The sequence below is a fragment of the Streptomyces sp. NPDC039465 genome, from assembly GCF_055639315.1.
This window is the reverse complement of sequence record NZ_JBVKAP010000001.1, coordinates 1259565-1284957: the sequence shown is the minus strand read 5'-3', so window position 1 is coordinate 1284957 and position 25393 is coordinate 1259565. Positions and strand designations below refer to the sequence as shown.

Annotated in this window: 28 protein-coding genes, 1 tRNA gene and 1 riboswitch; of the genes, 20 read left to right on the top strand and 9 right to left on the bottom strand. The window is 69.7% G+C overall.

Annotated elements, in window-relative coordinates:
• The first annotated feature begins 46 nt into the window (after positions 1–46).
• A complete protein-coding gene (locus tag ACZ7LT_RS05770) occupies positions 47–1426 on the top strand; it encodes an FAD-binding oxidoreductase (protein ID WP_471234678.1) in 1380 nt (459 codons plus the stop codon).
• 17 nt (positions 1427–1443) lie between these two features.
• On the opposite strand, the gene ACZ7LT_RS05765 is transcribed toward ACZ7LT_RS05770, so the two are convergent.
• A complete protein-coding gene (locus ACZ7LT_RS05765; RefSeq protein ID WP_471234677.1) occupies positions 1444–1926 on the bottom strand; it encodes an SsgA family sporulation/cell division regulator in 483 nt (160 codons plus the stop codon).
• Between the two features lie 251 nt (positions 1927–2177).
• Here ACZ7LT_RS05765 and ACZ7LT_RS05760 point away from each other — a divergent pair, with 251 nt between their 5' ends.
• Together ACZ7LT_RS05760 and ACZ7LT_RS05755 are read left to right on the top strand one after the other, a co-directional pair.
• Positions 2178–3542 carry an RDD family protein gene (locus ACZ7LT_RS05760; RefSeq protein WP_471234676.1) on the top strand — a complete coding sequence of 455 codons (1365 nt, stop codon included), beginning with the start codon at positions 2178–2180 and terminating at the stop codon, positions 3540–3542.
• 63 nt (positions 3543–3605) lie between these two features.
• Positions 3606–4391 (top strand): RDD family protein, encoded by a 786-nt coding sequence (locus tag ACZ7LT_RS05755; RefSeq protein WP_471234675.1) that lies wholly within the window; start codon positions 3606–3608, stop codon positions 4389–4391.
• Here the strand turns inward: ACZ7LT_RS05755 and ACZ7LT_RS05750 are convergent.
• Positions 4377–4694 (bottom strand): hypothetical protein, encoded by a 318-nt coding sequence (locus ACZ7LT_RS05750; protein WP_471234674.1) that lies wholly within the window; start codon positions 4692–4694, stop codon positions 4377–4379. The genes ACZ7LT_RS05755 and ACZ7LT_RS05750 overlap by 15 nt on opposite strands.
• 385 nt (positions 4695–5079) lie before the next feature.
• On the opposite strand from ACZ7LT_RS05750, the gene ACZ7LT_RS05745 reads away from it, so the two are divergent.
• Both ACZ7LT_RS05745 and ACZ7LT_RS05740 read left to right on the top strand, forming a co-directional pair.
• Positions 5080–7518, top strand: coding sequence for an immune inhibitor A domain-containing protein (locus ACZ7LT_RS05745; protein WP_471234673.1), 2439 nt, complete (start codon positions 5080–5082; stop codon positions 7516–7518).
• 123 nt (positions 7519–7641) lie between these two features.
• Positions 7642–7944, top strand: coding sequence for a hypothetical protein (locus tag ACZ7LT_RS05740; protein ID WP_471234672.1), 303 nt, complete (start codon positions 7642–7644; stop codon positions 7942–7944).
• Positions 7945–7959: 15 nt separating this feature from the next.
• Here ACZ7LT_RS05740 and ACZ7LT_RS05735 read toward each other — a convergent pair whose 3' ends face one another.
• Positions 7960–8550: an isochorismatase family protein gene (locus tag ACZ7LT_RS05735; protein WP_471234671.1), complete on the bottom strand. Its 591-nt coding sequence runs from the start codon at positions 8548–8550 to the stop codon at positions 7960–7962.
• A 134-nt stretch (positions 8551–8684) separates the two neighbouring features.
• A complete protein-coding gene (locus ACZ7LT_RS05730) occupies positions 8685–10013 on the bottom strand; it encodes a nicotinate phosphoribosyltransferase (RefSeq protein WP_471234670.1) in 1329 nt (442 codons plus the stop codon).
• 91 nt (positions 10014–10104) lie between these two features.
• Between ACZ7LT_RS05730 and clpS the strand changes: the two genes are divergently transcribed.
• The 10 genes from clpS (at position 10105) to ACZ7LT_RS05680 (ending at position 17665) form a co-directional block, all read left to right on the top strand.
• Positions 10105–10410 carry an ATP-dependent Clp protease adapter ClpS gene (gene clpS / locus ACZ7LT_RS05725; RefSeq protein WP_028797581.1) on the top strand — a complete coding sequence of 102 codons (306 nt, stop codon included), beginning with the start codon at positions 10105–10107 and terminating at the stop codon, positions 10408–10410.
• The gene (locus ACZ7LT_RS05720; RefSeq protein WP_471234669.1) at positions 10410–10988 is read left to right on the top strand and encodes a DUF2017 domain-containing protein; all 579 of its coding nucleotides are present in this window, start codon (positions 10410–10412) and stop codon (positions 10986–10988) included. Before clpS ends, ACZ7LT_RS05720 begins: the two co-directional genes overlap by 1 nt.
• Before the next feature lie 313 nt (positions 10989–11301).
• Positions 11302–12729, top strand: a complete 1428-nt coding sequence (locus tag ACZ7LT_RS05715) for an amino acid permease (RefSeq protein ID WP_471234668.1) — start codon at positions 11302–11304, stop codon at positions 12727–12729.
• Positions 12730–12806: 77 nt separating this feature from the next.
• On the top strand, positions 12807–13229 hold the full coding sequence (locus ACZ7LT_RS05710; protein WP_471234667.1) for a M67 family metallopeptidase: 423 nt from the start codon (positions 12807–12809) through the stop codon (positions 13227–13229).
• An 11-nt stretch (positions 13230–13240) separates the two neighbouring features.
• A riboswitch (cobalamin riboswitch) is annotated at positions 13241–13356 on the top strand.
• 39 nt (positions 13357–13395) lie between these two features.
• Positions 13396–14376: an ABC transporter substrate-binding protein gene (locus ACZ7LT_RS05705; protein WP_471234666.1), complete on the top strand. Its 981-nt coding sequence runs from the start codon at positions 13396–13398 to the stop codon at positions 14374–14376.
• Positions 14373–15410: a FecCD family ABC transporter permease gene (locus ACZ7LT_RS05700; RefSeq protein ID WP_471234665.1), complete on the top strand. Its 1038-nt coding sequence runs from the start codon at positions 14373–14375 to the stop codon at positions 15408–15410. The genes ACZ7LT_RS05705 and ACZ7LT_RS05700 overlap by 4 nt, the downstream gene beginning before the upstream one ends.
• A complete protein-coding gene (locus ACZ7LT_RS05695; protein ID WP_471234664.1) occupies positions 15407–16177 on the top strand; it encodes an ABC transporter ATP-binding protein in 771 nt (256 codons plus the stop codon). The genes ACZ7LT_RS05700 and ACZ7LT_RS05695 overlap by 4 nt, the downstream gene beginning before the upstream one ends.
• A 60-nt stretch (positions 16178–16237) precedes the next feature.
• Positions 16238–16333 carry a putative leader peptide gene (locus ACZ7LT_RS05690; protein ID WP_019886697.1) on the top strand — a complete coding sequence of 32 codons (96 nt, stop codon included), beginning with the start codon at positions 16238–16240 and terminating at the stop codon, positions 16331–16333.
• Positions 16334–16425: 92 nt separating this feature from the next.
• Entirely contained in the window at positions 16426–16713 is a 288-nt protein-coding gene (locus tag ACZ7LT_RS05685) for a MoaD/ThiS family protein (RefSeq protein WP_471234663.1), read from the top strand.
• Between the two features lies 1 nt (position 16714).
• Positions 16715–17665 (top strand): PLP-dependent cysteine synthase family protein, encoded by a 951-nt coding sequence (locus tag ACZ7LT_RS05680; RefSeq protein ID WP_471234662.1) that lies wholly within the window; start codon positions 16715–16717, stop codon positions 17663–17665.
• A 208-nt stretch (positions 17666–17873) separates the two neighbouring features.
• Here ACZ7LT_RS05680 and ACZ7LT_RS05675 read toward each other — a convergent pair whose 3' ends face one another.
• Positions 17874–18335, bottom strand: a complete 462-nt coding sequence (locus ACZ7LT_RS05675; protein WP_471234661.1) for a type II toxin-antitoxin system PemK/MazF family toxin — start codon at positions 18333–18335, stop codon at positions 17874–17876.
• Between the two features lie 211 nt (positions 18336–18546).
• Between ACZ7LT_RS05675 and ACZ7LT_RS05670 the strand changes: the two genes are divergently transcribed.
• Positions 18547–19299, top strand: coding sequence for an MBL fold metallo-hydrolase (locus tag ACZ7LT_RS05670; protein WP_471234660.1), 753 nt, complete (start codon positions 18547–18549; stop codon positions 19297–19299).
• 77 nt (positions 19300–19376) lie between these two features.
• Here the strand turns inward: ACZ7LT_RS05670 and ACZ7LT_RS05665 are convergent, their stop codons facing one another.
• Both ACZ7LT_RS05665 and ACZ7LT_RS05660 read right to left on the bottom strand, forming a co-directional pair.
• Positions 19377–20639: a PTS transporter subunit EIIC gene (locus tag ACZ7LT_RS05665; protein WP_471234659.1), complete on the bottom strand. Its 1263-nt coding sequence runs from the start codon at positions 20637–20639 to the stop codon at positions 19377–19379.
• Positions 20640–20898: 259 nt separating this feature from the next.
• Positions 20899–22212 carry a PTS transporter subunit EIIC gene (locus tag ACZ7LT_RS05660; RefSeq protein WP_471234658.1) on the bottom strand — a complete coding sequence of 438 codons (1314 nt, stop codon included), beginning with the start codon at positions 22210–22212 and terminating at the stop codon, positions 20899–20901.
• Positions 22213–22445: 233 nt separating this feature from the next.
• On the opposite strand from ACZ7LT_RS05660, the gene ACZ7LT_RS05655 reads away from it, so the two are divergent.
• The 4 genes from ACZ7LT_RS05655 to rdgB all read left to right on the top strand — a co-directional run bounded on the left by ACZ7LT_RS05655 (position 22446) and on the right by rdgB (position 24620).
• Complete coding sequence (locus ACZ7LT_RS05655) at positions 22446–22679, top strand: PTS sugar transporter subunit IIB (protein ID WP_019886687.1); 234 nt, start codon at positions 22446–22448, stop codon at positions 22677–22679.
• Between the two features lie 111 nt (positions 22680–22790).
• Positions 22791–23522 (top strand): ribonuclease PH, encoded by a 732-nt coding sequence (rph, locus tag ACZ7LT_RS05650; RefSeq protein ID WP_471234657.1) that lies wholly within the window; start codon positions 22791–22793, stop codon positions 23520–23522.
• A 101-nt stretch (positions 23523–23623) separates the two neighbouring features.
• Entirely contained in the window at positions 23624–24010 is a 387-nt protein-coding gene (locus ACZ7LT_RS05645; protein ID WP_471234656.1) for a hypothetical protein, read from the top strand.
• Positions 24011–24017: 7 nt separating this feature from the next.
• Positions 24018–24620 (top strand): RdgB/HAM1 family non-canonical purine NTP pyrophosphatase, encoded by a 603-nt coding sequence (rdgB, locus tag ACZ7LT_RS05640; RefSeq protein WP_471234655.1) that lies wholly within the window; start codon positions 24018–24020, stop codon positions 24618–24620.
• A gap of 70 nt (positions 24621–24690) precedes the next feature.
• Here rdgB and ACZ7LT_RS05635 read toward each other — a convergent pair.
• Together ACZ7LT_RS05635 and bcp are read right to left on the bottom strand one after the other, a co-directional pair.
• A tRNA-Leu gene (locus tag ACZ7LT_RS05635) sits at positions 24691–24774 on the bottom strand.
• A gap of 52 nt (positions 24775–24826) precedes the next feature.
• Complete coding sequence (gene bcp, locus ACZ7LT_RS05630; protein ID WP_471234654.1) at positions 24827–25294, bottom strand: thioredoxin-dependent thiol peroxidase; 468 nt, start codon at positions 25292–25294, stop codon at positions 24827–24829.
• Between the last annotated feature and the right edge of the window lie 99 nt (positions 25295–25393).

The following is a 25393-nucleotide window of genomic DNA, read 5'->3' as shown; positions in this document are numbered from 1 at the left end:
CAGCCGACGGGTTCACACCGATGGCCCCCGGTGCCAGGCTGGGATCATGGACGATCTTCTGGCACAGCTCCACGATCGGCTCCGTGCGGGCCTCCCGGCCGAAGCCCTGATCACCGACCCGGACGTCACCGCTTCGTACGCCCATGACATGGCGAGCTTCTGTGCGGCGGGCACCCCCGCCGTCGTGGTCCTCCCGCGCACCGTCGAGCAGGTCCAGCACGTCATGCGCACCGCCACCGCGCTGCGCGTCCCGGTCGTCCCGCAGGGCGCCCGCACCGGCCTGTCGGGCGCCGCCAACGCCTCCGACGGCTGCATCGTGCTCTCGCTCACCAAGATGGACCGGATCCTGGAGATCAGCCCGGTGGACCGGATCGCCGTCGTCGAACCGGGCGTCGTCAACGCCGTCCTCTCGCGCGCCGTCGACGAGCACGGCCTCTCCTACCCACCGGACCCCTCCAGCTGGGAGACCTGCACGATCGGCGGGAACATCGGGACCGCCTCCGGCGGCCTGTGTTGCGTCAAGTACGGCGTCACCGCCGAGTACGTCCTCGGGCTCGACGTCGTCCTCGCCGACGGCCGGGTGATGTCCACCGGCCGCCGCACCGCCAAGGGCGTTGCCGGCTACGACCTCACCCGGCTCTTCGTCGGCTCCGAAGGCAGCCTCGGCATCGTTGTCAAAGCGGTCCTCGCGCTGCGCCCCAAGCCGCCCCGACAGCTCGTCCTCGCCGCCGAGTTCCCCTCCGCGGCCACCGCCTGCGACGCCATCTGCGCGATCATGGAGCGCGGTCACACCCCCTCACTCCTCGAACTGATGGACCGCACCACCATCCGCGCGGTCAACCAACTCGCCCACATGGGGCTGCCCGACACCACCGAGGCGCTGCTGCTCGCCGCCTTCGACACCCCGGACCCCACCGCCGACCTGGCCGCCGTCGGGGAGCTCTGCACCGCCCACGGCGCCACCCAGGTCGTCCCCGCCGAGGACGCGGCCGAGTCCGAACTGCTGCTCCAGGCCCGGCGGTTGTCGCTCACCGCGCTGGAGACCCTGAAGCCGGCCACCATGATCGACGACGTCTGCGTCCCGCGCTCCCGGCTCGCCGACATGATCGAGGGCACGGCCGCCGTCGCCGAGAAGTACGGCCTCACCATCGGCCTTTGCGCCCACGCCGGCGACGGCAACACCCATCCCGTCGTCTGCTTCGACCACCACGACCCTGACGAGTCCCGGCGCGCCCGCGAATCCTTCGACGAGATCATGGCCCTCGGCCTGGAACTCGGCGGGACCATCACCGGCGAACACGGCGTCGGTGTCCTGAAGAAGGAGTGGCTCGCCCGCGAACTCGGGCCCGTAGGGCTCGAACTGCAACGCGGCATCAAGCAGACCTTCGACCCGCTCGGGATCCTCAACCCCGGCAAACTCTTCTGAGCCACCGCCCGCGGCCGTCAGACCTCACCCTCCTGCGACTCGTCCGACGGCCACGGGTCGCTCAGCCACAGATCGTCGGCGGCCGCCGGGGCGAGCAGCCGGGCAAGACCGTCGTCGATCCCCAGCTGCTCCGACTCCGCACCCGGCGGCACGGTGACCAGCGTCCGCTCCAGCCACGCCGACACCTGAGCGGCCGGCGCCTCCAGCAGAGCGTCCCCATCGGGTGATGACAGCGCCATCAGGATGACGCTGGATCCGTCCACCTTGGTGGGCCAGATCCGCACGTCTCCGTGACCGCACGGCCGGAACACCCCCTCGACGAGCAGCTCGCGGGCGAAGGTCCAGTGCACAGGGTGCTCGGAGCCGAGGTGGAAGGTGATGTGGACCGCGTATGGATCGTCCACGCGGTAGGTCAGCCGGGCCGGTACGGGGATGCTGCGCTCCGGCGAGAGCACCAGCTTCAGTTCCAGTTCGTGCTCCACCACGGTGTGCTGCTGCATGAGCCACTTCCTCTCGGGTACGGGGCCCAGGAGCGGGCCGTACTGGTGAGAGCGGCTTGCACGCCGGTCATGACGCGACTTCCAGGAAAAACTTCTCACTACTTTCCGTGACCGGTCCGTCGCCTGATCGTAGCCTTCGTGCGTCGCTCGTACGCGGGGCTTTCTGTCAAGCTCCTTGTTCCCGGGCTTACGTTCTTCGTTACTGTCCTCCTTGGCCCGGCGGATCGGCCCGGCGGAGACGCATCGTGTGAGTGAACGGAGATGGGGCAGTGGCTACGCCTCCAGGTGACGGCGGGAACGCACCCCGGGAAGGGTATTACCCGGATCCTTCCATTCCCGGATATGTCCGGTACTGGAATGGTGCTGCCTGGGTGCCGGGCACCAGCAGGCCCGCACCCAAGGACGGTGAGGGCATGCCCACACCGCCCCCGGCGGCCGTGTCCGCCCCGGCACCCACGCCCGCGCCCGCTCCCTCCGTCGAGGAGACCGGGCCGATGTTCTTCGACGAGCTGGAGGAGGAACCGGCCGTGGAGACCCGGCCCGAGCCCGCCTCCGCCTGGCAGGCCGACACCGCGCGCCAGACCGGCTTCGGCGGCGACCGCGACCGCCGGGTCTCCTGGGGCGCCCCCGAGCCGCAGGAGCCCGCCGCCGCACCGGCCGACCCCCGCCGCCCGGCACCCGCCTCCGCCGCCCGGGAGCCCGAGCGGTCGGCGGACCCGACGGGCGGTCAGCTGCCCGGCGTACGGCAGGTGGAGCCGCGCACGCCCGAGCCGCAGCCGGACGGCGGCACGATGACCATCCGCGCGATGAGCCCCCAGCCCCAGCCGGCCCCCCGGACCCAGCAGCCCGAGCCGCAGCCCCTGCCCCGGCCGCGCCCGCAGGTCCCGGCGCAGGCCCTGCAGCCGCAGCCGCAGCCCCAGCCGTTGCCGCAGCCCGCCGAGCCGCAGACGCCGGTCACCCAGGGCCCCGGCGGCGGGGCGGCCTCCTGGGCCCAGCAGGTCCACCAGCTGGCCCACCCCGAGCCCCAGCCCCAGCCGCAGCCCCAGGTGCGGGTGCAGCAGCCCCAGACGCCCGTCCTCCCCTGGAAGCCGCCGGTCGAGGACCCCTTCCTCAAGGCCGCCCAGGCGCAGGCCGCCGCCCGCCCAGCCGCCCTCGGCAAGCGGCTCGCGGCGCGCCTCATCGACACCGTCGTCCTCGGCGCGGCCGTCGGCGCCGTCTCCGTCCCCTTCGTCCTCCAGGCCCTCGACCACATCGACGGCAAGATCGAGGCGGCCAAGCAGTCGGGTGTGACCGTGCAGGTCTGGCTCGTCGACTCCACCACCTCCGTCCACTTCGGCATCGCCCTGGCCGCCCTGCTCGTCCTCGGGGTGCTGTACGAAGCGGTGCCCACCGCCAAATGGGGCCGTACGCTCGGCAAGAAGCTCTGCGGCATCGAGGTGCGGGACATCGAGGCGCACGAACCGCCCACCTTCGGCGCCGCGCTGCGCCGCTGGCTGGTCTACAGCGTGCTCGGCCTGCTGGTGCTGGGCGTCCTGAACGTCCTGTGGTGTCTCTTCGACCGGCCCTGGCGCCAGTGCTGGCACGACAAGGCGGCCCACACCTTCGTGGCCGGCTAGGAGTGTCCCCCGAACGGCATACGCGCCGTTGCGGGCCCCTGCCCACCGGGGTGCACTGCCCCCATGAGCAACGACCAGCCGCCGTCCGGCCCGCCGCCCGAGGACGATCCGTTCCGCAAGAGGCCCCAGGAGCCCCCGCCCTCGTCCGGGGGCTCCGAACCGCCGCCCCCGAAGGGCCCGCCCGGGGGTACGCCGCCTCCCGAGGGCCCGCCGCCGGGCTCCCCGTACGGCTCACCGCCCCCGGGTGAACCTCCGGGCGGCCCGCCGCCCGGCTCCCCCTACGGCGGCTCCCCGTACGACAGCGTGCCCCCGCCCCCGCCCCCGTACGGCTCCTACGGGGGAGGCGGCTACGGCGGCACCGATCCGCTCTCCGGGATGCCGCCACTCGCCGACACGGGCAGGCGGATCGTGGCCAGGTTCATCGACTGGCTGATCATCACCATTCCGCTGGCGCTCATCGGTATCCCGTTCGACGTCTACGGGCGCGTCGGCGAGGAGACCGACGACTTCGGCGACGCCATCGCGACGTACAACGGCGGCACGCAGCTCGTCTTCCAGCTGATCTCGATCGTGGCGTACATCGCCTACGACACCGTGCTGACCGCCAAGAACGGGCAGACCCTCGGCAAGCGGCTGATGAAGCTGCGGACCGCGATGCTCAACGACGGCTCCACGCCGCCGATGAACGCCTCGCTCGCCCGTGCGCTCGTGCTGTGGCTGCCCGCGCTGATCTGCTGCGCCTGCCTCTGGCCGCTGCTGATCCTCATCCTGATCGTGATCGACAAGCCCTACAAGCAGGGCCTGCACGACAAGGCCGCCAAGACGGTGGTGGTGTCAACGACGCAGTGAGTGCTCACTGATACGGCTGTCGGTGCCCGCGGCCGACCGGGGGCGCGGGGAGGGTATCCGGCTCCCCTGAGGCTGGGATGTGGAGGCGGCGGAGTGGTCCTTGTCGAAGGACCGGTCCGCCGCCTTCCTCCTGCCCGGCAGCGGGACGGTCATCGCGACCAGCAGCCCGAGCAGGAGCGCCGCGACACCGATGACCGCGACGCCGGCGCCCGTCGTCGTACGGAAGAGCAGAAGCATGGCGACGGTCGAGAAGACGACGGTGGCCGAACCGTAGGCGAGCTGTGCGGCAGTCGGACGCGGCATGACGGATTCCGTCCTCGAAGCAACGTATAAGGGGTGTCTCGCACCTGGGTCGCACTGACAAACGACTCTACGACGGTGGATGCCCGAGAGGAACCGGTAGTAAGCGTGACCTAACCCACGGTACCGGTGCATGAGGGGCGCGCAGGAGCACCGTCCCCCTCAACGCGCCTGTGTGATGCGCCCGTTAGGCGTTCGCATGACGTTTCCCGGCCGTCCGCATATCGGAAACGCGGTACTGCATAGTGTAGTTGGCCTGTTCAAGTCAAGGTCTGTCTTTTCCGGTGAAACTCCGGTCGAATGTCGTCACTTGTGACGCGCGACTCCGCCTGCGGACATCACCCCACCCCCGGTCCGTGGATGCGGGCGCCGGGGAGGACAACATCAAGTGAGCAACAGACGACGGGCGATGAGAGCGTCCGCGGTCTTCGTGGCCCTCGCGACCACCGCCGCCACGGCCTCGGCCCTGACCATGGCCCAGGCCGACAACCACGGCTCCGCCCCCACCGCGATCGAGCGCCACGACCCGGCGCCGGGGGCACACCAGGACAAGACGGCGGTCGACCACGACCTTGAGGGGCCGTTCAGCAAGCAGCGCGAGCAGCAGCGCAAGGCGGCCCTGGAGCAGGTGCTCAGCGGCGACGCCAAGGTGGAGCGCCGCGGCGGCTCCCAGGTCGTGAAGCTCGACGCGAAGAAGTACGTGGAGCTCGGCCGCGAGAAGACCGACAAGATCTTCACGATCCTGGTCGAGTTCGGCGACAAGGTGGACAACACCACCATGGTCGACCGCAAGGACGACGAGACGGACGAGCTCAAGCCGAAGTTCGGCGGCACGCCCGGCCCGCTGCACAACAAGATAGCCAAGCCCGACCGCGCGGTGGACAACTCCACGGCCTGGCAGGCCGACTACAACCAGCAGCACTTCCAGGACCTCTACTTCGGCACCGGCAAGGACAAGAAGGGCAAGCCGAAGCAGTCCCTGAAGACCTACTACGAGCGCACCTCCTCCGGCCGCTACTCGGTCGACGGCGCCGTCTCCGACTGGGTCAAGGTCGACTACAACGAGGCCCGTTACGGCTCGAACTACTGCGGCAACAGCAACTGCTCCAACGTCTGGGACGCGGTCCGCGACGGCGTCACTGCCTGGGTCGCCGACCAGAAGGCCAAGGGTCGCACCGACGCCCAGATCAAGGCCGACATGGCCAAGTACGACCTCTGGGACCGCTACGACTTCGACGCCGACGGCAACTTCAACGAGGCCGACGGCTACATCGACCACTTCCAGATCGTGCACGCCGGCGAGGACGAGTCCGCGGGCGGCGGCGACCAGGGCGGCGACGCCCTGTGGGCCCACCGCTGGTACGCGTACGGCACCGACGCCGGCAAGACCGGCCCGGCGCACAACAAGGCCGGCGGCACCCAGATCGGCTCCACCGGCATCTGGGTCGGCGACTACACCATGCAGCCCGAGAACGGCGGCCTCGGTGTCTTCGCCCACGAGTACGGCCACGACCTGGGCCTGCCCGACCTGTACGACACCTCGGGCAAGAAGGGCGCCGAGAACTCGGTCGGCTTCTGGTCCCTGATGTCGGCCGGCTCCTGGCTCGGCACCGGCAAGGACGCCATCGGCGACCTGCCCGGCGACATGACCTCCTGGGACAAGCTCCAGCTCGGCTGGCTGAACTACGCCAAGGTCTCCAACGACCAGCGCGCCAAGAAGTCCACGCACAAGCTGGGTGTCTCGGAGTACAACACCAAGAACCCGCAGGCGCTCGTCGTCGAGCTGCCGAAGAAGAAGGTCACCACCGAGGTCGTGCAGCCCGCCGAGGGCGCCACCCAGTGGTGGAGCAACATGGGTGACGACCTCAAGAACACCCTCACCCGCTCCGTCGACCTCACCGGCAAGTCCAAGGCTGAGCTCTCGCTGAGCGGTTGGTACGACATCGAGCTGGACTACGACTACCTCTACACCGAGGTGTCGACGGACGGCGGCGCCAAGTGGACCGCGCTGGACGGCACCGCCGACGGCAAGGCCCTGCCCCGCGACGCGAGCGGCGCCCCCGCGCTGACCGACGTCTCCGGCGCGTACAAGAAGCTCGTCTTCCCGCTGGACGCCTACGCCGGCAAGAAGATCGACCTCCGCTTCCGCTACCAGACCGACGGCGGCGCGGGCGGCAAGGGCTTCGCGGCCGACGCCATCCAGATCACCGCCGACGGCGCCGCGCTCTTCACCGACAACGCCGAGAACGGCGACAACGGCTGGACCGCGAAGGGCTTCTCCCGGATCGGCAAGGGCTTCACCAAGGAGTACGAGCAGTACTACCTGGCCGAGAACCGCCAGTACGTCTCGTACGACGCCACCCTCAAGGTCGGCCCGTACAACTTCGGCTTCGCCGGTGACAAGGCCAGCTGGGTCGAGCACTACCCGTACCAGACCGGTCTGCTGATCTGGCTGTGGGACACCTCCCAGAAGGACAACAACACCGCCGTGCACAACGGCTCGGGCCTGATCCTGCCGATCGACGCCCACGCCAAGCCGCTGAAGTGGAAGGACGGCAAGCTCCTGCGCAACAAGATCCAGTCGTTCGACGCGCCGTTCAGCCGCTACGCCACGGACGGCTTCACGCTCCACAACGCGGACGTCCCGATGCGGATCAAGCCGCAGGCCGGTAACCCGGTGTTCGACGATCGGAAGGGCGTTTACTGGTACGCCGAGAACCCGCAGGGTGGCGTTCAGGTAACTGACACCAACACCAAGATCGCGATCGTCCAGCAGCCGCGCAACGGCCAGACGGTCACCGTCCAGGTGGGTCCCTCGACCAAGTAAACGGCATAACTGCAGGTCAAAGCATGATCGGCCGTCGCCCTCTAGCGGGCGGCGGCCGATCGTGTTTAGGTGCGTCCTACGAGGTTCTTATTGACACGCCATCTCACGGGGGAGTGGTTCCGCATGCCTGGCGGAGGGTTCTGCAAGCTGCCGAACGGCAGTGTGGTCGTCGCGCTCAGCCTGCCAAGCCCGGTCCAGGACGGCGGCACGGTCCGCTTCCTGGTCCACGCCGTCAACCGCGCCCGCGCCCTGACCAGGCTGCGGAACCTGGGCCTGCGCGCCGTCTATCTGCGGGGCAACGCCGAGCCCCCGACCCCGGACGAGATCACCGCCGTGCTCCACCACCCGGACGGCCTGCTGTGGCGCTCCAGCCCCGGCCTGGCCGACGAGCTCTGGCACCCCATACGCGCCCTGCCTCAGCCCTAGGGCCCACCCTGGGGGTCAGGAGACGACCGGCTTGCCGGTCAGCTCCACCCCCGCGGCCCGCAGCTGCTCCAGGGCCCGGTCCGTCGTCTCCTTGGCGACACCGGCCGTGAGGTCGAGCAGCACCTGCGTGGTGAAGCCCTCCCGGGCCGCGTCCAGCGCGGTGGCCCGTACGCAGTGGTCGGTGGCGATGCCCACCACGTCCACCTCCGTGACGTCGTGGTCACGCAGCCACTGCGCCAGCATCGTGCCGTTCTCGTCCGTGCCCTCGAAGCCGCTGTACGCCGCCGCGTACGCGCCCTTGTCGAAGACCGCGTCGATCGCGCCGCAGGCGACCGCCGGGGCGAAATTGGGGTGGAAGCCCACCCCCTCCGTACCGGCCACGCAGTGCACCGGCCAGGAGTCCACGTAGTCCGGCTGCTCCGAGAAGTGGGCGCCCGGGTCGACGTGGTGGTCGCGGGTGGCGACGACATGGCGGTAGACCGCGCCCGCGGCCTCGCCGACCAGGTCCGTGATGGCGGCGGCGACGTCCGCGCCCCCCGTCACCGCGAGGCTGCCGCCCTCGCAGAAGTCGTTCTGAACGTCCACGACGATCAATGCGCGGTGCATGGCGGGTGTCCTTCGGATGGGAGATGCCGGTGCGGGTGGGTGGGAGAGTCCGTGCGGGCGGGGAATGACATCGAGCCTAGAGACTTCACCGCCCGTACGGGAGGGGGCGTTCCCTCTCCCGGGGAGCCGCCGCCTCAGACGTACTCCGTAGGGATCACCGGCTCGCCGCGCGACAGCTGGATGGCCGACATGGGCAGGGCGGCCCGGGCCGCGATGTGCCGCTCCCGGGCGGCCTCCAGCGGCTCCCTGGCGACGATCTCACCGCCCTTGACCAGCTCCACGAGCAGCTGGCGGTCGGCGAGCTCGGCCGGTACGGGACCGGTGCCGACGACCTCCGCCTCGGCGATCCCGTCCGCGTCCACCCGGCGCGCGGCCCACTTGCGGCCGCCGACGGAGGCCTTGCCGCCCAGCGACTTCTTGGCGACCGCCTCCAGCGGCGCCTTTGGGTCGGCGGAACGGGCCCGGGCGACGAGCTTGTAGACCATCGAGCAGGTGGGGTGGCCGCTGCCGGTGACCAGCTGCGTGCCCACGCCGTACGCGTCGACCGGCGCGGCGGCCAGCGAGGCGATGGCGTACTCGTCGAGGTCGGAGGTGACCACGATCTTGGTGTCGGTGGCGCCCAGCTCGTCGAGCTGCTGGCGCACCCGGTGGGCGACGAGCAGCAGGTCGCCCGAGTCGATGCGGACGGCCCCGAGGCCGGTCCCGGCGAGCTCCACCGCGGTCCGTACGGCCTCGGCGACGTCGTAGGTGTCGACGAGGAGGGTCGTACCGCTGCCGAGGGAGTCGATCTGGGCCCGGAAGGCGTCCCGCTCGCTGTCGTGCAGCAGGGTGAAGGCGTGCGCGGAGGTGCCGACCGTCGGAATGGAGTAACGGAAGCCCGCGGCCAGGTCGGAGGTGGAGGCGAAGCCGCCGACGTAGGCGGCGCGGGCGGAGGCGACCGCCGCCAGCTCATGGGTCCGGCGGGCGCCCATCTCGATCAGCCGCCGGCCGCCGGCCGCCGCGGACATCCGGGAGGCCGCGGCCGCGATGGCCGAGTCGTGGTTGAGGATGGAGAGGATCACGGTCTCCAGGAGCACGCACTCCGCGAAGGAGCCCTCGACCCGCAGGATGGGGGAGCCGGGGAAGTACACCTCGCCCTCGGGGTAGCCCCAGATGTCACCGCTGAAACGGTACTGCGCGAGCCATTCGAGGGTCGGCGCGTCCACGATCCCCCGGTCCCGGAGAAAGCCCAGCACGCTCGCGTCGAAGCGGAAGTTCTCGACGGCGTCGAGGACCCGGCCGACGCCGGCCACGACCCCGTACCGCCGCCCCTCCGGCAGTCGCCGGGTGAAGACCTCGAAGACCGACCGCCGGTCGGCCGTACCGCCCCGCAGGGCCCCCTGGAGCATCGTCAGCTCGTACTGGTCCGTGAAGAGCGCGGTCGACGGCACGTCCACCGGCAGCCCAAGGTCCGCAGTGTTCATGGCAGAGATGCTACCCCGAATACTCGTCAGAGTGACGATTTCTCCGAGCCCGTTTGTGCGACCGCCCTCCCCGGGTGGCAGCATGGGCTAAGTGAGCGTTGCGCCTATTGAGATCGAACGTACGAAACCGGCCGAGGAGAGCTTCGCCGTCCCGGAGCCTGACGTGCCCTGGGTGACGATCGTGCACAACGATCCCGTCAATCTGATGAGCTACGTGACGTACGTCTTTCAGGCGTACTTCGGCTACTCCAAGGACAAGGCCCACAAACTGATGCTCGACGTGCACCACAAGGGACGCGCCGTGGTCTCCAGCGGCAGCCGCGAGGAGATGGAACGGGACGTACAGGCCATGCACGGCTACGGCCTGTGGGCGACCCTCTCCCAGGACCGCACCTGATGAGCGGGAACTTCGAGGCGCTGCCCGGCGGCGGCGCGGCCGTCGCCCTCGACGAGGTCGAGATCTCCATCCTCCGCTCCCTCGCCGTCCAGCTCCTGGAGCTGATCGGGCCGGGTGACGAGCCCGCCAAGGGCGAGGACCCGCTCGCCGCGCTCTTCGCCGAGGGACCGAGCGAGCGCCCCACCGACCCCGCCCTCGCCCGGCTCTTCCCGGACGCGTACGGGGACGAGGATGAGGAGCTGCGCGCCGCGGCGGCGGAGTTCCGGCGGTTCACCGAGAACGATCTGCGCTCCCGCAAGCGCGACGACGCCCTGGCGGTCGTACGGAACCTGGACGGGCTCTCCGCGAAGGGGGAGGGCGGCGCGGTCCTCAAGCTCACCCCCGAGGAGTCGCTGCGCTGGCTCGGCGCCCTCAACGACCTGCGGCTGACCATCGGCACCCGGCTGGAGGTCACGGACGAGGACGAGATGGGGGCGCTGTACCGGCTGCCCGACTCCGATCCGCGCAAGCCGATGGTGATGGCGTACCTCTGGCTGGGCGCGCTCCAGGAGACCCTCGTCGAGACGTTGATGCCCTGACACCTCCGCGACGGGGAGTGTTCGCTCAGCGGACGCTCAAATCCGCATAACGATCGCGTCACCCAAGCGCCCTGATTTCCTGCGCCGAATTCCCTTTGTCCGGTTTTTCTTGTGGCGTGCGCCACAGCGCCTCTCGTCGATCACTGTTGCGGTCGTGATAAATCTTCACGACCGCCCGGGGACGCCACCCCTGTTCCCGGGGGCGCTTTGGCCGGCTGATCGCCGGTAGCACTCCATCCGTATCCGGGGGGATCAGGACCTGATCCGCAGTCGCAGCAGCGGCGCGGGTCAGCATGGAGAAAGGCGCACCACCATGACCTCAGTGCAGGTCGACAAGCAGCACGACGGCAATGAGGCCACAGAGTCGTCCGGCGAGGGATATCACCGGAGCCTCGGCGCCCGCCAGATCCAGATGATCGCGATCGGCGGCGCCATCGGCACCGGCCTCTTCCTCGGCGCGGGCAAGGCCATCGCCAAGGCCGGCCCCAGCCTCATCCTGGCCTACGCCATCGCAGGCCTGGTCATCTTCTTCATCATGCGGGCCCTGGGCGAGCTGCTCATGTACCGCCCCGTCTCGGGCTCCTTCGCGGACTACGCCCGTGAGTTCGTGGGACCCTTCGCGGGCTTCGTCACCGGCTGGACGTACTGGCTCTTCTGGGTGGTCACCGGCATCACCGAGGTCACCGCGGCCGCCACGTACATGACGTACTGGTGGGACATCCCGCAGTGGCTCTCCGCCCTGGTCTTCACGATCATCCTCTACGGCGCGAACCTGATCTCCGTGAAGCTCTTCGGTGAGCTGGAGTTCTGGTTCTCCATGGTCAAGGTCACCGCCATCATCGGCATGATCCTGATCTGCGCCGGCATCCTGACCGTCGGCTTCTCCGACGCCGGCGACACCGCCACCGTGGCCAACCTCTGGAACGACGGCGGCTTCTTCCCCAAGGGCATCGGCAGCACCCTGATGACCCTGCAGATCGTGATGTTCGCCTTCCTGGCGGTCGAGCTGGTCGGCGTCACCGCCGGTGAGTCCAAGGACCCGAAGACGGTCCTGCCCAAGGCGATCAACACCGTCCCGTGGCGTATCGCCGTCTTCTACGTCGGCGCGCTGATCATGATCCTGTCGGTCGTCCCGTGGTCCGAGTTCAAGCCGGGCGTCAGCCCGTTCGTCGCGGCCTTCGAGAAGATGGGCCTGGGTGTCGGCGCGGCCATCGTCAATTTCGTGGTGCTCACCGCGGCGCTGTCCTCCTGCAACTCCGGCATGTACTCCACCGGCCGCATGCTGCGCGACCTCGCGCTCAACGGCCAGGGCCCGAACTTCCTGACCAAGCTGACCAAGAACGGCACCCCGCTGCTCGGCACCACCGTCTCGGCGGCGCTGATGATGGTCGGCGTCTGGATCAACTACCAGTGGCCCGGCGAGGCGTTCAACTACGTCGTCTCCTTCGCCACCATCTCCGGCATGTGGGCCTGGATCATGATCCTGGTCTGCCAGATCCGCTACCGGGCCAAGGCCAACCGCGGTGAGCTGCCGCAGTCCGAGTTCAAGGCCCCGGGCGCCCCGTACACCAGCTGGTTCGCCCTGCTCTTCATCGGCATGGTCATCGTGATGATGGCCATCGACGAGGGCGCGCGGATCTCGCTGTACTGCGCCCCGCTGTGGGGTCTCATCCTCGGCGTCTCCTACCTGGTCCTGAAGAGCCGCAACCCCGAGGGTGCCGCCTTCGCCAAGCGCTCCTGACCCAGGCTGTCTCAGCATTCGGGCCGTCCCGTACCACTCCTCGGTACGGGACGGCCCCTTTGCTTATTCTGTCGACCATGCTGACCATTACCCAGGCCCTGTACGACCAGATCGTGGAACACTCCCGCGCGGACCACCCCGACGAGGCCTGCGGCGTGGTCGCGGGCCCGGCCGGCAGCGGCCGCCCCGAGCGCTTCATCCCCATGCTCAACGCCGCCCGCTCGCCCACCTTCTACGAGTTCGACTCCGGCGACCTCCTCAAGCTCTACCGCGAGATGGACGACCGCGACGAGGAGCCGGTGGTCATCTACCACTCGCACACGGCCACCGAGGCCTACCCCTCCCGTACGGACATCTCCTACGCGAACGAGCCCGGCGCCCACTACGTCCTGGTCTCCACCGCGGACACGGACGGCGCCGGCGACTTCCAGTTCCGCTCCTTCCGGATCGTCGAGGGCGAGGTCACCGAGGAGGAGGTCAGGGTCGTACAGGCATACTGACCCTGACCAATTCGACTTCGGGGGCGGCAGGACCCAGGAAGCCGGTGTGAATCCGGCGCGGTCCCGCCACTGTGACCAGGCGTTTTTCGCCTGCCAGCCAGGAACTGGCCTGCCGCCCTTCTTCCACACCCAGGGGACGCGGAAATCCCCCGGAGGAGGCCCAGCCATGTCCAGGCGCCGTATCGCCGCCCTCGCCGCAGCCGCCGCCCTGCTCCCGCTTACGGGATGCGCGGGCACCACCGCCGCACCCGACGCCCACGCGAAGCCCGCCCCCGGCTTCCCGTACACCGTCGACAACTGCGGGACCAAGACCACGTACACCGCGCCGCCCAAGCGCGTCGTCACCATGAACCAGCACGTCACCGAGGTGATGCTGGAGCTGGGCCTGGCCACGTCGCTCGTCGGCACCGCCTACCTCGACGACAAGGTCCTGCCGAAGTACGAGAAGGAGTACAAGGCCGTCCCGGTCGTCGCCAAGGAGTACCCCTCCAAGGAGACCCTCCTCGCCGCCAACCCCGACTTCGTCTACGGCGGTTACGCCACCGCCTTCGACGCCAAGCAGGGACGCGGCCGCGACGACCTGGCGAAGTCCGGCATCAGGTCCCGCCTCAACATCGAGTACTGCTCCGACGGCACGACCTCCCTCGACGACCTCTACCGCGAGATCACCGAGATCGGCCGCACCTTCGGCGTCCCCGACCGCGCCCAGAAGTGGATCGCCGGCGCCCGGACCACCACCGCCGCCACCGAAACCCGCCTCAAAGGCACCGAGCCGCTCTCCGTCTTCGTCTACGACGGCGGCGACAAGACCGCCTCCACCGCCGGCGGGGTCGGCATCGGCAACGAGATGATCAAGCGCGCCGGCGGCCGGAACGTCTTCGCCGACCTCGACAAGCCCTTCGCCGACGCCACCTGGGAGCAGGTCGTCGCCCGCAAGCCCGAGATCGTCGTCATCTACGACTACGGCACCACCACCGTCGAGCAGAAGAAGCAGCGGCTGCTGACCGACCCGGCGCTCAAGGACGTCCCCGCGATCAAGAACAAGCGCTTCGCCGTCATGCCGCTGTCGGACGTCGTCCTCGGCGTCCGCGCGCCCGCCGCGATCGAGAAGCTCGCCGTCCAGCTCCACCCCGAGCTCAAGAAATGACGCCCCGCGCCACCGGGCCCCTGCGCTACACCCTCGTCCTCGCGGTGCTCGCCCTGGCCCTGGCCGGGGCGGCGCTCGCCGGACTCGCCCTCGGCCAGGTCCGCATCCCGGCCGCCCAGGTCCTCGACATCGTCACCGGCCGGGCGGAACCAAGCCCCTTCCGCACGATCGTCCTCGACGTCCGGCTGCCGCGCGTCCTGCTCGGCGCGGTCGTCGGGGCCGGCCTCGCCGTCGTCGGCACCGTCCTGCAGGCACTCGTCCGCAACCCGCTCGCCGACCCCTACCTGCTCGGCATCTCCTCCGGCGCCTCCGCCGGGGTCGTCGTCGTCATCGTCTTCGGCCTCGGCAGCGGACTCGGCCTCGCCACCAGCCTCACCATGCCCGCGGGCGCCTTCGCCGGAGCCCTGCTCGCCCTGGTCCTCGTCTACGCCCTGGCCCGGCGCGGCGGCCGGATGACCGGCTCCCGGCTGGTCCTCGCCGGGGTCGCCGTCGCGTACGTCCTCTCCGCCCTGACCAGCCTCCTCATGGTCACCTCGGCCCGCCGCGAGCACTTCCAGGAGGCGATGTACTGGTCCCTCGGCGGCCTGGGCTCCGCCCGCTGGGACATCCTCCCGCTGCCCGCCACGGTCCTCCTGCTGGGCACCGGCCTGCTGATCGCCCTCGCCCGGCCCCTCGACCTGATGCTGGTCGGCGAGGAGGGCGCGACCGTCCTGGGCCTCGACACCTCCCGCTTCCGGGCCGCCGTCTTCGTCCTCACCTCCCTCGTCACCGGCGTCCTGGTCGCCTTCAGCGGCGCCATCGGCTTCATCGGACTGCTCGTCCCGCACGCCGCCCGGATGCTGGTCGGAGCGAGCCACCGCACCCTGCTGCCCGTGACCGCCCTCGCCGGAGCCGCCTTCCTGATCACCGCCGACCTCGGCGCCCGCACGGTCGCCGCCCCACAGGACGTACCCGTCGGCATCCTCACCGCCCTCATCGGTGGCCCGTTCTTCCTGTGGCTGCTGCGCCGCCGCCCCGAAGGAGCGCCCGCATGACCCTGCTGCGCACCGAAGGGCTCTCGTACGGGACCAGGCTCCACGGCGTCGACCTGACCGTCGGCGACGGCGAGACCGTCGGCGTCGTCGGCCCCAACGGCAGCGGCAAGACGACCCTGCTGCGCTGTGTGTACGGCACCCTGCGGCCCACCGCCGGGCGCGCCCTGCTCGACGGCGACGACCTGGCCGCCATGGGCCCCAAGGCCCGCGCCCGAAGTATCGCCACCGTCCCCCAGGACGGCCAGGCCCTCTTCGAGCTGACCGTCCACGAGATGGTCGCGATGGGCCGCTCCCCGCACAAACGCTTCTGGGAGGCGGACACCACGGCGGACACCCGGCTTGTCCGGGAGGCGCTCGCCCGGGTCGGCATCGCGGACCTCGCCGAACGCCCCTTCCCCTCCCTCTCCGGCGGCGAGCGCCAGCGCGCCCTGGTCGCCCGCGCCCTGGTCCAGCGCCCGACGGTGATTGTCCTGGACGAGCCCACCAACCACCTCGACATCCGCTACCAGCTCGAAGTCCTCACACTGGTAACGGAGTTGGGCACGACCAATCTGCTGGCGCTGCACGATCTCAACCTGGCCGCGTACTACTGCGACCGGCTCTACGTCCTCGAAGCGGGCCGGGTCGTCGCCGAAGGCCCGCCCGCCGAGGTCCTCACCCCCGCCCTCCTCGCCACCGTCTACGGCGTGGATGCCCAGGTCACGACCCACCCGGCGACCGGCGCCCCGACCGTCGTCTACCTCCCCAAGTCCGCCAGTCGGGCGTGAACGGTCCAGCATGCGAGATCACATTCCGGAACTCGGACCGGGAATCGATACGATGACCGCATGGTTTTCCACGACGTGAGCGAACGGACGCCGGGCAGCGTGCTGCTCGTGGCGCGGCTGCACGTCGATCTGTGCCGTCTCGCCAGCGCGATGTGAGCGGGGGCGCGCCAGCGCACCCAGGAGCACGACCCCGCGCGGGGGCCCAGAGCCGCGCGCCTTTCACGCCACTCCCGACAGGAGCCCACGCCATGGCCATCGAGGTCCGCATCCCCACCATCCTCCGCACCTACACCGACGGCGAGAAGGCCGTCCAGGGCAGCGGAGCGAACCTCGCCGAGCTCTTTGCCGACCTCGAGACCCGCCACTCGGGCATCCAGGCCCGGCTCATCGACGAGGCGAAGGGCGGCGAGCTGCGCCGCTTCGTCAACGTCTACCTCAACGACGAGGACGTCCGCTTCCTGGACGGCATCAACACCAAGCTGGCCGACGGCGACAGCGTCACGATCCTTCCGGCCGTGGCCGGCGGCAGCATCTGAGATGCGGTACGACTCCCCGCTGGCGGCGGTCGGCAACACGCCCCTGGTCCGGCTGCCCCGGCTCTCGCCCTCGGCCGACGTCCGTATCTGGGCCAAGCTGGAGGACCGCAACCCGACCGGCTCGGTCAAGGACCGCCCCGCCCTGCACATGATCGAGCAGGCCGAGAAGGCGGGCCGGCTCACCCCCGGCTGCACGATCCTCGAGCCGACCTCGGGCAACACGGGGATCTCCCTGGCCATGGCGGCGAAGCTCAAGGGCTACAAGATCGTCTGCGTCATGCCGGAGAACACCAGCGAGGAGCGCCGCCAGCTGCTCGCCATGTGGGGCGCCGAGATCATCGCGTCCCCGGCGGCCGGCGGCTCCAACACCGCCGTCCGGGTGGCCAAGGAGCTGGCCGAGCAGAACCCGAGCTGGGTGATGCTCTACCAGTACGGAAACCCCGACAACGCGGGCGCGCACTACGCGACGACCGGCCCCGAGATCCTCGCGGACCTGCCGTCCGTCACCCACTTCGTGGCGGGCCTCGGCACCACCGGCACCCTCATGGGCGTCGGCCGCTACCTGCGCGAACACAAGCCCGACGTCAAGATCGTCGCCGCCGAGCCGCGCTACGACGACCTCGTCTACGGCCTGCGGAACCTCGACGAGGGCTTCGTCCCGGAGCTGTACGACGCCTCCGTGCTGACCACCCGCTTCTCCGTCGGCTCGGCCGACGCGGTGACCCGCACCCGCGAACTCCTCCAGCAGGAGGGCATCTTCGCGGGCGTCTCCACCGGCGCGGCGCTCCACGCGGCGATCGGCGTCGGCAACAAGGCGGTGAAGGCGGGCGAGAGCGCCGACATCGTCTTCGTGGTCGCCGACGGCGGCTGGAAGTACCTGTCGACCGGCGTCTACACGGCGGCGACGACGGAAGAGGCGATCGAGACGCTGCACGGCCAGCTCTGGGCGTAGCGCATACGCGCGACCGGGCGGGGCGGCATCCGGCCGACGCCGGTGCGCCATGCCGACCGGGCCGACGTCAGGCCGGTCCGGCCGACGTGGCATCGGCCCGATCCGGCCGCGTCAGGCCGAGAGCCTGGCTGACGTCCGGTCGGGCCGGGCGACCGGCCGTCCGGTCCGGCCGACGCCGGACCGGTCCTCGCCCCGACTCCCGTCGGCCCTACGACGCGAGGTGGCGGACCTGGTCCCAGACCACCGGGTCCACCACCCCGACCCGCCGCCGGAACTCCCACACCGGGACCTCCCGCAGCTCGTCCGTCTCCAGGAAGCTCGGACGTCCGTGCGCATCCCCCACGGACCCCGGCGGCAGCGCCAGCACCCCCGGCCGCTCGTCGTGGTACTTGCTGGTGATCTTGACGACCACTGCGTCGTCACCCCGTACCGCCAGCACCAGACACGGCCGGTCCTTCGACCCGGGGCCGTCCTCGTAGGGCACGTCCGCCCACCAGATCTCACCCGCCCGGGGCAACCGGCCCCGCACCCGCGACGGCACGCCCGGCCGGGCCGGGGGCCGCGTACGCCCGGGCGGGCGCCGGCCACCACGCCGCCACCCGTCGGCCACCGCGACGACGAGCGCGACCACCACCACCGCGACCAGCGCCGGCCACCATGACGTGTCCATAACCCCAGACGTTACCGGCGCGGCCCCCGCGGCGCCCGCGCCCCCCTCGGCCGTGCCGCCGTCCATCCGAACCGGTGACAGAGCCCGTGAGTTCGCCCACAACAGGCCCCGACGGAGGAGCGACCCGCCCGCCCGCGCCTTACGCTCGACAAACCGCACGACCTCCCCACTCAGCGACCTTTCCGCTCCCGTCCACGGAGGTTCACGCTCCATGAAGCTCACCGTCGTCGGCTGCTCCGGCTCGTTCCCGTCCGCGGAATCGGCCTGCTCGAGCTACCTCGTAGAGGCCGACGGCTTCCGGCTGCTCCTCGACATGGGCAACGGCGCCCTCGGCGAGCTGCAGCGCCACATCGGTCTGTACGACCTCGACGCCATCTTCCTCAGCCACCTCCACGCCGACCACTGCATCGACATGTGCGGCTACTTCGTGGCCCGCTACTACCGCCATGAGGGCGGCCGCTGCCCCGCGCTCCCCGTGTACGCGCCGGAGGGCGCCGAGCAGCGGCTGACCACGGCGTACGCGGACACGCCGTCGGCGACGTCGATGAGCGAGGTCTTCGACTTCCACACACTCAAGCCGGGCTCGTTCGACCTCGGCCCGTTCCAGATCCGTACGGAGCGGGTTGAGCACCCGGTCGAGGCGTACGGCATCCGGATCGAGCACGGTGGGAAGACGCTCACCTACTCGGGCGACACCGGAGTCTGTGAGTCGCTGCACCAGCTGGCCGACGGCGCCGACCTCTTCCTGTGCGAGGCGTCCTTCACGCACGGCAAGGAGGACATCCCGGCGCTCCATCTCAACGGCCGGGAGGCGGGCGCCCACGCGCGGCGCGCGGAGGTGGGCCGGCTGGTGCTGACCCACATCCCGCCGTGGACGGACGGCGCCCTGAACTTGGCGGACGCGCGGGCCGTCTACGGGGGCCCGGCGGAGCTGGCGTACCCGGGCGCGGTCTACGAGCTCTGACGCCGAGGCCGGTGAGAGAACGGCACGAGGCCCCGGAACCGTACGGTTCCGGGGCCTCGTTCGGTCCTGCCCAGGGCTTACGCCTTGGTGAGGTCCTCGACTTCCTCCTCGGGCTCGCGGCCCGGGGTGGGGAGGTTGAACTTGACGATGGCGAAGCGGAAGACCACGTAGTAGACCACCGCGAAGACCAGACCGATCGGGATGATCATCCAGGGCTTGGTGGCCAGACCCCAGTTCAGGAAGTAGTCGATCGCGCCGGCCGAGAAGCTGAAGCCGTGGTGCACCCCGAGGGCCCAGGTCAGCGCCATCGAGATGGCCGTGAGGACCGCGTGGATCACGTACAGCACCGGGGCGATGAACATGAACGCGAACTCGATGGGCTCGGTGATGCCGGTGACGAAGGAGGTCAGCGCCAGCGAGATCATCATGCCGCCGACGACCTTGCGGCGCTCGGGCCGGGCGCAGTGCGTGATGGCGAGGGCGGCGGCCGGCAGGGCGAACATCATGATCGGGAAGAAGCCCGACATGAACTGACCGGCGGTCGGGTCGCCGTGGAAGAAGCGCGGCAGGTCGCCGTGCCACATCGCACCGCTGGAGTCCTTGAAGGAGCCGATCTCCTGCCAGGCGACGGTGTTCACGAACTGGTGCATGCCGATGGGCAGCAGGCCGCGGTTGATGGCACCGAAGATGCCCGCGCCGACCGCGCCGAGGCCGGTCATCCACTCACCGAAGTTGGTGATGACGTTGCCGATGGGCTCCCAGACCAGGCCGAAGACGACACCCATGATCGTGCCGACGAAGGCCATGATGATCGGGACGAGGCGGCGGCCGTTGAAGAAGCCGAGCCAGTCGACCAGCTTGGTGCGGTGGTACCGCTGCCATATGACGGCGGCCAGCAGACCCATGATGATGCCGCCGAAGACCTTGGGGTCGTTGTACGTCGCGGCGACGTCGACGCCCTTGTTCTCAGTGGTGTTGACGACCGCCTCGGTCACCGGGAACGCGGTCAGCACGTTCTTGTAGACCAGGAAGCCGACCAGCGCGGCGAGGGCGGTGGAGCCGTCGGCCTTCTTCGCGAAGCCGATCGCGATACCGACGCAGAACAGCAGGGGCAGGTTCGCGAAGACCGCATCGCCGGCCGTGGCGAAGATCTTGGCGACCTTGTCCCAGCCGAGGCCGTCCTTGCCGAAGGCGTCGTCCTGGCCGAGGCGGAGCAGAATACCCGCGGCCGGCAGCACGGCGATCGGCAGCTGCAGGCTGCGACCGACCTTCTGCAGCCCCTGGAACAGGCCGGCCCCGCGCTTCTTCGCGGGCGCCGCCTGGGCGGTGGCCGTACTCATCAACTTCCTCCAGTAGGCAAGGCGCCGCCAGAGGACATGGAAAGGGGGTGACGGCGGCGTCTTTAGAAGAACGCGGTGGACTGGACCGCGTGGTCTACACCAATGAGAGGTGTAGACCAGTTGTAGCACGTGAGACTTAGATAAGGAACCTGCGAATTTTGTGGTCTCAGACATAGTCGTAGATCAACGACAAAAGGCCCCCGGACCGTCAGGTCCGAGGGCCTTTTCGCGCCTGGCAACGCCCACCCCTGCGGGGCGGTCAGGCCTTGATGTTGCCCTGCTGGATCTCTTCCTCGACCTCCTCCGGTTCGCGTCCTGGAGTCGGCAGATTGAACGCGGTGATCGCGAAACGGAAGATCACGTAATAGACGACGGCGAAGCCGAGGCCGATCGGAATGATCAGCCAGGGTTTCGTCGCCAGGCTCCAGTTGATCACGTAGTCGATCAGACCGGCCGAGAAACTGAATCCGTCCTTCACGCCGAGCGCCCACGTCACGGCCATCGAAACGCCCGTCAGGACGGCGTGGATCACGTACAGCAGGGGGGCGATGAAGAGGAAGGAGTACTCGATCGGCTCGGTGATGCCGGTGACGAACGACGTCAGGGCGACCGAGAGCATCATGCCACCGACCTCCTTGCGCCGGTGCGGCTTGGCGCAGTGGGTGATGGCCAGGGCGGCGGCCGGCAGCGCGAACATCATGATCGGGAAGAAGCCGGTGAGGAACTGGCCGGCGTCCGGGTCGCCCGCGAGGAACATGTTGATGTCGCCGTGCACCACCGTGCCGTCCGGCTTGGCGTACGTGCCGAACTGGAACCAGATGGGCACGTTGAGGAACTGGTGCAGGCCGATGACGAGCAGCGCGCGGTTGGCGACCCCGAAGATGCCCGCCCCCCAGGCGCCAAGACCGACCAGCCAGTCGCTGAAGCTCTCCAGGGCGTCGCCGATCGGCGGCCAGATCCACAGACAGAGCGCGGCGAAGGCGATCGCGACGAAGGCCATGATGATGGGGACCAGTCGGCGGCCGTTGAAGAAGCCGAGCCAGTCGACCAGCCTCACGCGGTGGTAGCGCTGCCAGAACCAGGCGGCCAGCAGGCCCATGACGATGCCGCCGAAGACGCCGGGGTTTTGGTACGTGTATCCCGCGAAGGCGTCCTCCGCCCCCAGGCAGCCGCCGCCGATGTCCCTCGTCCCCTCCGGGCAGTCCTTGGGGAACTGGCGCAGCACGGTGTAGTAGACGAGGAAGCCGACCACGGCGGCCAGCGCGGTGGAGCCGTCCGCCTTCTTGGCCATACCGATCGCGACACCGACGCAGAAGAGCAGGGGCAGTCCGAGGCTTCCGTCGAGGAGGGCGCCACCGGCCCCGGCCATCACCTTGGCGACGTTGTCCCAGCCGAGACCGTCCTCGCCGAAGACGTCCGGCTGGCCCAGGCGGTTGAGGATGCCGGCCGCCGGCAGGACGGCGATCGGCAGCTGGAGGCTGCGGCCCATCTTCTGGAGCCCTTGGAAGAGGCCGTTCCACCACCTCTGCCGAGGCACTGTGCTCGCCGGGGTGGCGGGACTGTCGGAACTCATCGGCGTCCTCCCGGAACAAGCCACCTCTGACTGTCGTTGCGACTGGTGTAGACCAGTTGCGATAGGCTCCCGGAGGCTGCTCGCAGGCAGAACTCCGGTGATCGTCATCATTGGTGACGGCCCTGGATACCGCTCGCGAAGATGGGCCAACCGTGCGTTACCGTGACAAAGCGGAACACGGTGTGCCGAGACCGCGCTCGAGACTGCGCTTTGTGAAGGACAGGGAGACAGACATGGCCAGCAAGGCTGAGAAGATCGTCGCCGGGCTCGGCGGAATCGACAACATCGAAGAGGTCGAGGGCTGCATCACCCGCCTGCGCACCGAGGTCATCGACCCGAGCAAGGTCGACGAGGCCGCGCTCAAGGCCGCCGGCGCCCACGGCGTCGTCAAGATGGGCACCGCGATCCAGGTCGTCATCGGCACCGACGCGGACCCCATCGCCGCGGACATCGAAGACATGATGTGAGCGACCTGATGTGAGCGGCGCACCGCTGACATGAGCCTTCGCGCTCACCCGTGAGGGGCCCTTCCCGGCACCGGGAAGGGCCCCTCACGTACGTACGACTACGCTCGTCCCATGTCTCGAATCGACGGTCGTACCCCCGAACAGCTCCGCCCCGTCACCATCGAACGCGGATGGAGCAAGCACGCCGAGGGCTCCGTCCTCATCTCCTTCGGTGACACCAAGGTCTTCTGCACCGCCTCCGTCACCGAAGGCGTGCCGCGCTGGCGCAAGGGCAGCGGCGAGGGCTGGGTCACCGCCGAGTACTCGATGCTGCCCCGCTCCACCAACACCCGCGGCGACCGCGAATCCGTCCGCGGCAAGATCGGCGGCCGTACGCACGAGATCTCCCGCCTCATCGGCCGCTCGCTGCGCGCCGTCATCGACTACAAGGCGCTCGGCGAGAACACCATCGTCCTCGACTGCGACGTCCTCCAGGCCGACGGCGGCACCCGTACCGCCGCCATCACCGGCGCCTACGTCGCCCTCGCCGACGCGGTCGCCTGGGCGCAGGGCAAGAAGCTCGTCAAGTCCGGCCGCAAGCCGCTCACCGGCACCGTCGCCGCCGTCTCCGTCGGCATCGTCGACGGCACCCCGCTGCTCGACCTCTGCTACGAGGAGGACGTCCGCGCCGAGACCGACATGAACGTCGTCTGCACCGGCGACGGTCGCTTCGTCGAGGTCCAGGGCACCGCCGAGGCCGAGCCCTTCGACCGCAAGGAGCTGAACGCCCTGCTCGACCTGGCGACCGCCGGCTGCGAGGACCTGGCCACGATCCAGCGCGCCGCCCTGGAGGCGACCCGCTAGCCGTCACGGCAACCATTCGGGCGCCGCACGGCGTCCTTGGGGGCACGGGCGTACGGCTCGAACCGTACGCCCGTCCGCATATCTGGGGAGGACCACGTTCCATGCGCCGCCGTACCCGTACCGCCGCACTCTCACTCGTCGCCGCACTCACTCTGACCGGAGCCGTCGGCTGCGGCGCCCTCGACAAGGCGATGGACTGCGTCCAGACCGCCGACGCGATAGCCACCAGCGTGGACAAGCTCCAGCAGGCCGCCTCCAGCGCCGCCGACGACCCGACGCGGCTCAACGAAGCCCTCGACGAGATCTCGACCGAGCTCGGCAACCTCCAGGACAAGACCGACAACGCCGACCTGTCGAAGGCCGTCGACGACCTCACCAAGGGCGTCGAGAACGTCCGTACGTCCGTCAAGAACGGCGACACCACCCCGGACATCACGCCGGTCACGGAGGCCGCGACCGAGATCGGCAAGGTCTGCACTCCCGGATAATCGGGGCATGACCCGTCTGATCCTCGCCACCCGCAACGCCGGGAAAGTCACCGAACTGAAGGCCATCCTCGCCGACGCGGGCCTGCCCCACGACCTCGTCGGCGCGGACGCCTACCCCGACATCCCCGACGTCAAGGAAACCGGCGTCACCTTCGCCGAGAACGCCCTGCTCAAGGCCCACGCCCTGGCGCGGGCCACCGGCCTGCCCGCGGTCGCCGACGACTCGGGCCTCTGCGTCGACGTCCTGAACGGCGCCCCCGGCATCTTCTCCGCCCGCTGGGCAGGCACCCACGGCGACGACCGGGCCAACCTGGAACTGCTGCTCGCCCAGCTCTCCGACATCGACGACGCCCACCGCGGCGCCCACTTCTTCTGCGCGGCGGCCCTGGCCCTGCCCGACGGCACCGAACGCGTCGTCGAGGGCCGCCTCCGCGGCACCCTGCGCCACACCCCGACCGGCGCGAACGGCTTCGGCTACGACCCGATCCTCCAGCCCGACGGCTACGAGGTGACCTGCGCCGAGCTGACCCCGCAGGAGAAGAACGCGATCAGCCACCGGGGCAAGGCGTTCAGGGCGCTGGTGCCCGAGGTGCGCGACCTGCTGGGCTGACGACGACGGCACTGGGCCGAGCATGACCGTGGCCTGCGAACCGAACCTTCGATTCGCAGGCCACGAGGCGTGCGGCCGGAGGGACTCGAACCCTCACGGGATTTCTCCCACTGGGACCTAAACCCAGCGTGACTGCCAATTCCACCACGGCCGCCAGTCGCCCGCTCATGGTAGCGGGCAGGCGGACGGCTCCCGAGGCGGTTTCCTCAGATCCCCAGATCCTTGATGATCTTGGCGACATGGCCGGTCGCCTTCACGTTGTACAGCGCGCGCTCGACCTTGCCTTCCTCGTCGACCACGACCGTCGAACGGATCACGCCCGTCACCGTCTTGCCGTAAAGCTTCTTCTCGCCGAAGGCGCCGTACGCCTCCAGCACCTTCTTCTCCGGGTCGCCGACCAGCGTGACCTTCAAGGCCTCCTTGTCGCGGAACTTCGCCAGCTTCTCCGGCTTGTCCGGCGACACGCCGATCACGTCGTAGCCCGCGCCCGCCAGCAGGTCGAGGTTGTCCGTGAAGTCGCAGGCCTGCTTCGTGCAGCCCGGGGTCAGCGCCGCCGGGTAGAAGTACACGATGACCTTGCGTCCCTTGTGGTCCGCGAGCGAGACGTCGTTGCCGTCCGCGTCGGGCAGGGTGAAGGCGGGGGCGGTGTCGCCGGTCTGCAGTCGCTCGCTCATGGCTCTCCTCAGCAGGGGTGTGCGCGTACGCGTAAAGAGCCTAATGGGGGTCTGTGACAACCCGAAGGCGCCCGAGCTGACAGACTGTCCACAGGACTC